7 protein-coding genes and 1 pseudogene are annotated in these 8,089 nt (G+C 39.8%); 5 read left to right on the forward strand and 3 right to left on the reverse strand.

Features of this window, described 5'->3' with window-relative positions; all coding sequences use genetic code 11:
- From V7K55_RS23095 to V7K55_RS23110, 4 genes and pseudogenes are all read left to right on the forward strand, one after another.
- Positions 1–728, forward strand: a pseudogene (locus V7K55_RS23095) (hypothetical protein); the annotation flags it as partial.
- 237 nt (positions 729–965) lie between these two features.
- Positions 966–1,628: a restriction endonuclease gene (locus V7K55_RS23100; protein ID WP_334835000.1), complete on the forward strand. Its 663-nt coding sequence runs from the start codon at positions 966–968 to the stop codon at positions 1,626–1,628.
- Positions 1,625–3,067 (forward strand): SAM-dependent methyltransferase, encoded by a 1,443-nt coding sequence (locus V7K55_RS23105; protein WP_334835006.1) that lies wholly within the window; start codon positions 1,625–1,627, stop codon positions 3,065–3,067. The genes V7K55_RS23100 and V7K55_RS23105 overlap by 4 nt, the downstream gene beginning before the upstream one ends.
- Position 3,068: 1 nt before the next feature.
- Positions 3,069–3,527 carry a hypothetical protein gene (locus tag V7K55_RS23110; RefSeq protein ID WP_334835001.1) on the forward strand — a complete coding sequence of 153 codons (459 nt, stop codon included), beginning with the start codon at positions 3,069–3,071 and terminating at the stop codon, positions 3,525–3,527.
- On the opposite strand, the gene V7K55_RS23115 is transcribed toward V7K55_RS23110, so the two are convergent.
- Positions 3,518–4,003 carry a gluconokinase gene (locus V7K55_RS23115; RefSeq protein ID WP_334835002.1) on the reverse strand — a complete coding sequence of 162 codons (486 nt, stop codon included), beginning with the start codon at positions 4,001–4,003 and terminating at the stop codon, positions 3,518–3,520. The genes V7K55_RS23110 and V7K55_RS23115 overlap by 10 nt on opposite strands.
- Before the next feature lie 7 nt (positions 4,004–4,010).
- Positions 4,011–6,833 (reverse strand): pentapeptide repeat-containing protein, encoded by a 2,823-nt coding sequence (locus V7K55_RS23120; protein WP_334835003.1) that lies wholly within the window; start codon positions 6,831–6,833, stop codon positions 4,011–4,013.
- Between the two features lie 255 nt (positions 6,834–7,088).
- On the opposite strand from V7K55_RS23120, the gene V7K55_RS23125 reads away from it, so the two are divergent.
- Positions 7,089–7,235 carry a hypothetical protein gene (locus V7K55_RS23125; protein ID WP_334835004.1) on the forward strand — a complete coding sequence of 49 codons (147 nt, stop codon included), beginning with the start codon at positions 7,089–7,091 and terminating at the stop codon, positions 7,233–7,235.
- 144 nt (positions 7,236–7,379) lie between these two features.
- Here the strand turns inward: V7K55_RS23125 and V7K55_RS23130 are convergent, their stop codons facing one another.
- The gene (locus V7K55_RS23130) at positions 7,380–8,087 is read right to left on the reverse strand and encodes an SDR family oxidoreductase (RefSeq protein ID WP_334835005.1); all 708 of its coding nucleotides are present in this window, start codon (positions 8,085–8,087) and stop codon (positions 7,380–7,382) included.
- Between the last annotated feature and the right edge of the window lie 2 nt (positions 8,088–8,089).

An 8,089-nucleotide genomic window follows, 5' to 3' on the forward strand; every position in this document is an offset into this window, starting at 1 on the left:
CTATTTTAGGTCAAACTCAGTCAGAGCAAGCGTTCCAGAAAACCTCACGAACTGGTCAGAAACTCCTCACAAACTCTACAAAAGAGATTGTGAGGAGTGTCTCTGACACACTTACACGAATTTCGCGTGAGGAGGAGACGGCGATTGCGCCCTTGGGGGGCGCGTCGCCTCAGACTGTTCAAGGCGTGTCAGAGAAGGAGGAAGACTTGCCTGTGGCAATGGAATGCACGATGGTAGCGCTTGTGGAGACCGCACAAAGTAATCCTGCTCCGTTGTTGGCTAAAAATCAAAATTGTGGTGTTGAGCCGAGAGACTGTCATGAAGGTGCTTGTTCCGCCGCGCCCGTCGCACAAAATGAATTTTCTCCAAGATTAGCGATTGCAGAACAAACACCAAAGCTTGTAGAAGCAGGTAATCCCGCTTCGTTGTTAGTTGAAAATTCAGTTTCAGGTGGAGAAGTCAAAGCAATTAATGAGGGTGAAAGTTCCGCGCCGCCCTTGCCAAATCCTGAAAAATGGTCGCATGAGGCGATTGTTGCGCGGTCAAATATGCGACCGGAGCGGATGCAGAAGCTCAAGGTTGCGGTGAATTCGGGGCAGAATCCGGGTTTTGACTTTTTGCAAGAGTGCTGGAATGAAGATCCAGCTTTGCAGATTGTGATCAAGAAGCTGCTGGCGAAGTTTTCGCAGTGGAAGGTAGCAGTTATGGATGGGAAATTGGTTGAGTAAGCTGATCAGCATTTAAGTTGCATAACACTAAGGCTAAAGCCCTTACTACGAGCCGATCAGCCTGGAAAAATGAATGACGATTAGCTTACAATGAGTGAAAATTGCTGAACACATTGTAGCCATTGCCTCACTTTGATAAAAGTTCCCTGTATATTTTGAGCTAATTGAGTTTCAATAATTGAAAACTAGTGGCTTCGATATAAAATATGGTGTTTAACCCTGTGTTTTCCTTTACTTATGCCAATTTTGACAGCAGAAATCCTCTGTTTAGAAGCTGAAATATTTTCATTAGCCGAGTCTCAGCATCCAGAACCTCTGCTGTATGGTGTTACTGATGGAAAAGCTGTTGGAACTTACCTGGAACAGAAATTTCGACTTTACTTAAAAGCTAAGTACGATTTCATACAAGGAAACTCTGCAAGTGGTATTGATTTTCCAGGGTTGCTTATAGATATGAAGGTAACAAGTGTTAGACAACCACAATCATCATGCCCATTCAAATCTGCACGCCAAAAAATTTTTGGGCTTGGCTATTCGTTGCTTATTTTTGTCTACGATAAGGCAGATAATAGTATAAACCGCACGGCTACTCTGAATATCTTGCATACCATTTATGTTAGTGCTGAAAGAACCGCAGATTTTCAGATGACACGTGGAATTTCTAGTATTTTAGAGAATGAAGGTAATAAAGATGACCTAATTGCTTTTATGCTCGACCGCAATTTGCCTGTTGATGAACTTGAAGCAAGTAACATTGCGGATGAAATCTTGATAAATCCACCTTTACAGGGATTTTTGACTATTTCCAATGCTTTGCAATGGCGGCTTCAGTATGGGAGAGTGATAGAACGTGCTGGTCAAGAAAAAGGTATAATTACCGTTTATAGAGCTAATCCCTGATGCGTACTGTTCAGAAACTTAAAGTAGAATACGGCGATTTTCAAACGCCGATAGAATTAGCCGATCAAGTATGTAAAAAGCTAGTAGAGCTTGGTGTTAAGCCACATATTATAATTGAGCCTACTTGTGGGATAGGAAATTTTGTTGAAGCTGCTTCATCTTGTTTTGACTCAGCAAAAAAAATTTTAGGAATTGAATTAAACCTTGATTATTTTAAACAAATTATAGAAGAAAAAAAGTTTTTACATGACCAAAGAATTGAAATTAAATGTGAGGATTTTTTTCAAGTAGATTGGTTATCACTAATAGGTGAATCAAATGAAGAAATATTAGTGCTTGGTAATTTACCTTGGGTAACAAACTCACGACAGGGTAGTATTGGGGGCGTAAATTTGCCCAAAAAGAGCAATTTTAAAAATCATACTGGTTTAGATGCAATTACGGGAAAAAGTAATTTTGATATATCAGAATGGATGCTCATACAGTTTGTACAATACTTACAGAAGTATAATAGTTATCTAGCGGTGCTTTGTAAAACTTCGGTTTCTAGAAAAATATTAAATTATATCTATTCTGAAAAGCTAAATCTTGCTTACTGTGCAGTTTACAAGATAGATTGTAAAAAATATTTTGATGCTGCTGTTGAAGCTTGCTTATTTTTCTGTAAATTTGATTCAAACTCACAGAAGTATTATTGTGATGTATTTAATAGTCTTGAAAGCTTAGTTTGCTCTCGTATAGGCTATTCAAATAATATTCTTGTTAGGGATTTGATTACATTTAAACAAGTAGAAGACTTATATAATAAACAATCAAAAACAAAATGGCGTTCTGGTATTAAGCATGATTGCGCTAGCGTAATGGAATTTCGCAAAAACAATGACTATTTTATAAACGGGTTAGGAGAATCTTATGAACTCGAAGAAACTTATATTTTCCCTTTAATCAAAGGTTCTTCCGTTGCCCAAAATAAAACAAAAGCGACTGATCGATATATGTTAGTTACTCAAAGTCTCGTTGGCGAGTCTACTGAATCTATAAAATATTTAGCGCCTAAAACATGGGCATATTTAGAAAAGCACGAAAGTCTTTTAAATAGTAGAAAAAGTAAAATTTATCAAAATAGCCCTAGATTCTCTATTTTTGGTGTTGGTTCATATACTTTTGCACCTTGGAAAATAGCAATATGTGGACTTTACAAAAAATTAAGTTTTAGGTTAGTCGGTCAAATAAATCAAAAGCCTGTTATTTTTGATGATACTGTTTATTTTCTCAGCTTTTTTGATGAGGAAAGTGCATACGAATCATATCAACTTCTAACTTCTTCACTAGCGAAAGATTTTTATTCATCTCTAATATTTTGGGATGAAAAACGTCCAATTAAATCTAGTATTTTAAATAGTTTAAACTTGGCAGCTTTAGCAAAGCTAGTACTTTAATGTGCTGTTTAGCAATACAATTATTAGTTTTCATAAAGGCACTTGTCCCGCCGCGCTACCTGCCGAAATTGAAAAACCTTTAACTTCAGCGATCGCTAATCAAACACAGAGGCAAGTAGAAGCAGGTAATTCCGCTTCGTTGTTGGCTGAAAACTCGGTTTCGGGTGGAGAAGTCAAAGCAGTTGATGAGGGTGAAGGTTCCGCCGCATCCGTGCCAAATCCTGAAAAGTGGTCGCATGAGGCGATTGTTGCAAGGGCAAATATGCGACCTGTAAGAAGGGAAAAACTGAATCGAGCGGCGAATTCAGGGGAGAATCCGGGGTTTGATTTCTTGCAAGAGTGCTGGAATGATGATCCGGCTTTGCAGATCGTGATCAAGAAGTTGCTGGCGAAGTTTTCCCAGTGGGGGATTGCGATTGTGGATGGGGTGTTGGTGAAATGGACTGCCAGCTACAGGTAATTTTTTATCTCTTGAACAATCATCTCTAAATTTTGTGAAATATCAATATAAATTGCTTCTGCTTGGGTTGGCTCCTCTAGCGTTTTAAACTGACTTTGTAAAAGACCAGCTTTCATGAAATGGCCAATGCGATTATGCAATCTTTGCTCAATCAACTCATAGCTCCCTTTCAGATAAAATAGATGCACCTGTGGATGATCGCAATAGAGCATTTGGCGATAACTAGCTTTCAAGGCCGAGCAAGCCAAGATGACGTTTTTCTCTTGTTGTAACCATTGAGTGATAGAATTTTGCATTATCTGTAACCAGGGTGTGCGATCTATATCAGTTAATGGTTCCCCTTTGGCCATCTTTTCCTTTGCTGCTCCTGAGTGAAAGGAGTCTGCATCGCTAAATTCCCATCCCGTTTCATCTGCAAGTGCTTGACCAATTGTGGTTTTGCCAGATCCCGCAACTCCCATCAAAATTACAATCATAATTTCCTCAATCTAAATCTTTAGGTGGTAAATTTTGGGTAGAAGGCTTCAGGGCTAGCCCTAACTCTCGCAGCAATGTTTCTGGAACATTTACTGCTGTTTCTAAACATTGAGCGTCATTCCACTTTGTTTGCTCGTCCCAGGTAATATTTTTGAGGTTAGCACCAAAAAAGTTAGTGCCAAAAAGATTAGCCTGACTGAAATTGGCATTTTCTAGGTTAGCCTGACTTAGATTGGTGCGACTGAGATTAGCTCCAGTGAAGTTAACGCCCATTAAGTTTGCCGCAGCAAAACTAACCCTAGTTACATCTGCATAGCTCAAGTTGGCATTTTGGAAATTAGTTTTAGGGAGATAAGCACTAAAAATGCGACAACGATAAAGATTGACACTAGAGAGAAATTTTCCAACTACACGTTGAAACGTATAACCAGATATAGAGTTACTATAAGCAATGATCCGAAGCAATCGATCCTTATCAAAATCTTTTGTGTCTGTTTCTCCACAGAGAGGAAAGGTTTCTTTATCTTTTAGCTGATTTTGAGATTGGGTATAACGATACAGTTCTAGCAGCAAAATCATCACATTTAGTCCGACATAGATATCAACTTGCCTTATTCCTGAAGGAATTTTGTGCTGTTTTATATCCACGTAAGTGTTGAAGGGTAAGTTGCCAGATGGCGCATCAATAAATTCTCCATTACTCCATTGAAAGTAGAATCTCTCTAAACGGTCAAATAAACAGTCTGGATCAAACTCTGAATGATTTTTCAGCAACTCCATCAAATATTCCACAATCTCAGACGTTAGTCTTCCATACCAGAACAAATTGTAAATCTGGCGATCCATAGTTTCGTCATCAATATAATACAGATTTCTACGTTTATCTCCAGGCTTTGACCAATCTTCCAAGAATTCCTTGAAACGTTCAGCACACAAAAATTCTCCAAAGCTCTTATGGGTAAACTCAACTGAACCCAGCCCTTTAGTACTTGCTTGTAAATAAAATACTGCTAAAGCATTTCTTAAAGGATTGTCTTGTAAGCGTTGCTGTGTTTTCTTCAGCAGATCCTTAGCTCGATTATCTTGATTCATTCGCGCTTCAATCATTGGAATTGCTGCATATTCCTTGCCTGATTGCACAGCGCAGACAGCCGCTTCTGCTAGAATACGTCGCAAGTCCTCGATTTCCATCTCGGTCAGAGAGCGGTTTAAATATTTGGAACGTTGTTTGGTAAGTACCCAACCCAGCGCCTTTTCATAAATTAAAATTTTTGCTCCAATCGCACTAGTATCAGCAAATAGTTCAATGGTTAATTCACCATCCCGATACATTGCTGCCAATAGGTAAAGTAAAAGTGGCTCTTGAGCTAACCCAATTTCATCATTTGAGCCTCGAATTCGTTTTGGACATCGTTTATCTTGTAGAAACTGTTGAAATGTAGGTTTTCTTTCTTGTTTTACTAATCGCTCCCAGTTATCAAACCAGTGCTTTTGGGAAATATCATCCATTGGGAGAATTTCTACACGAGCCAGATTGTTGGGTAGCAAGAAGCGCTCAATACTTTGTAATGCGAGTGTTCTGCCTGTAATTATCACCCGATGAGCTTTTTCTGGGTTTTTGGCACAGTTTTCTTGGAAGTCCCCCACTTGCTTCAAAAATTCTTCTAGCCCACCACTGCTTCTGCCTTCCATTAACAACTCATCGAAGCCATCCAATATAAATAGAAAGCGGATATTACGATCGCTTAACCAACCAGAGCCATTTTTGGCGAAATCACAGTCTACTGCTTTTCGCAAAGTCTCTTCAAAATCCTTCTCCAATATTTTGATATCCTGCAAACGAATCAGAATGGGTGTCCAACGAGGATGCTCGTTTTGCCTCACCCAATCTGCAAACATTTTACAGAACACACTTTTCCCTCTTCCTGGCCCTGCTTGAATAAATATGACTTGCCGGCTTCTATCAATTTTATTCAGTTGCTCTCTTACCCAATTCTCTAAATTAACAGTCGATTCATGCGCTTTTGATTGACCATTGTTATCTAACAACTGACCCTTTAATGGCACATAAATATCAGGTATTTTAAATTCTTCACCTATTACCTTCCATCGCTCTTGTAGTATTGGATTGCTGGGTGAGGCTGATATCTGTTCTGTCAAATATAACTCTATGCTAGTGTATTTATCATTTGCCCTTACCTCTTGTGCTGCTGTTATCATCAAATTTAAAACTTGACGTACATCTTCTGGCTCGTAGAAGAAAAGTTGTTTTATATAGTTATATGTATCCCAGGCAACCCACGCCGTAATTAGGGAAATAATCTTCTGCTCAATTTTAGCCTGTTGTAAGTAAGTTGATAATTGCTGGTTTAGAAACTGTCCTAGTATCGAATTTGGAAAATCCGTCAATGCTTTTTCAGCTTGATTATTACTTAGTTCTATTTCTCCTAGTTGATTAAACTGAACTTTAACTTCTTGATTTGTTATCTCTGCATCCAGCTTTTCTTGTAACCAAATATCTCTCTGTACTAAAGTATTAAAGCTATTTATATAAGCTAGGGGGCAAGCAACCGCTACCCATTCCTCTATCTCAAACTTTTGGCTTGTCTTTTCACTCAGTAGTTTTAATCCATTTCGAGCAATCCCTACAAACGATAACCCAGCAGCTATCACTGATGCTGATGGAGCAGTAGCTAGTACACCAAGAGCGATCGCAAATTCTAGAACAGCTTTAGAAACTTCTGCCCCAGACTCTACAACATCTCCTACTTTTTCTATGTGCTGGGGCTTAGGAATCAATCTCTGCCAAATCTGCTTGATTTTTACCACTACTCAATTTCCTCTATGAAGGTTTTGCTAATGAAACGCTAGGTAATACTTTACATACATCTTCAGTGTGCGCTTTTACGCAATGTAGCACAATATTTCTTTTGTAGTGGTTGAATTACTCAATTTGCAATACATCTATGCAAACCTCAGAGCTATGAGGGAGAACTGAAAGACTCTATTAAAGGTGATTATTCAGCCGCTCCCGTCCTAAATCTTGAGAAATGGTCACATGAGGCGATAGTTGCAAGGTCAAATATGCGACCTCTTCGGATGCAGAACCCAGGCTTTGACTTTTTGCTCTCGTGCTGGAATGACGATCCGGCGAAAGCAGATTTTGATCAAGAAATTGCTGGCGAAGTTTCCGCAGTGGGGGATTGCGATTGTGGGTGGGGTGCTGGTTGATTGGGAAGAGCAGTGATGCTAAAGGCAATGAGTTATGTAAAAGCTAGCGTGGTAAAACTTGCTAGAGACATCTTGCAAACGCACAAATTTCGTTTTAGTTTTTCTTGTTGACTAACGTAAATTAAACCTTTGATTTGCCTGTAGTTAACTTGATGGTACCTCAACGACATTTTCCGCAAAGCTTTTATAAGCATCGCCCATTTGTTTAGCCATTGAGTCAGGAAAGACGTGAAAATCCCCAGCTTTGAGAGCTTTTATTATCCCGTCTGCCACAAGTGCCGGTGGCTGTGCAACCTCACTCAGTCCTGCCGCATCGCCCATATCCGTGGCAATCGGGCCAGGGTGAACACTTAGCACAAGCGTGTCCTGCTTACTCAAGAGTTCTCGTAATGCCTGGGTGATTGAATAGGCCGCAGCTTTTGAGGCACAGTAAGTGGCAGAGTCGGGGAAACCCTTGAGCGAAGCAACAGAATTGATTTGGGCAAAGACACCACCTCCATTGGCTTTGAGTACCGGGGCAAACGCCTGAGCCATGTAGATCAATCCATATACATTGATCTTCATCTGAAATTCGAGAGCGGCGATCGCATTCTCAGCTAAGGGAGTTCCAGCTTGAAACACTCCTGCATTATTGATAACTATTTGCACATCTGGGGCAGCTTGAGCAGCAGCAATAATAGATTGGGGATCACCTAAATCAACCTGAATTGGTACTACCCGATCACCGTATTGTTCAATCAATGAGGAGACACTGTTGAGCTGACGAACAGCCGCATAGACTTTGGTGGCTCCGTGTTCAATAAACGACTCAACTATCGCCTTGCCGATGCCGCGATTTGCGCCCGTAACCAAAA

The sequence above is a fragment of the Nostoc sp. genome, from assembly GCF_036919895.1.
In the GTDB taxonomy this organism is placed as follows: domain Bacteria; phylum Cyanobacteriota; class Cyanobacteriia; order Cyanobacteriales; family Nostocaceae; genus Nostoc.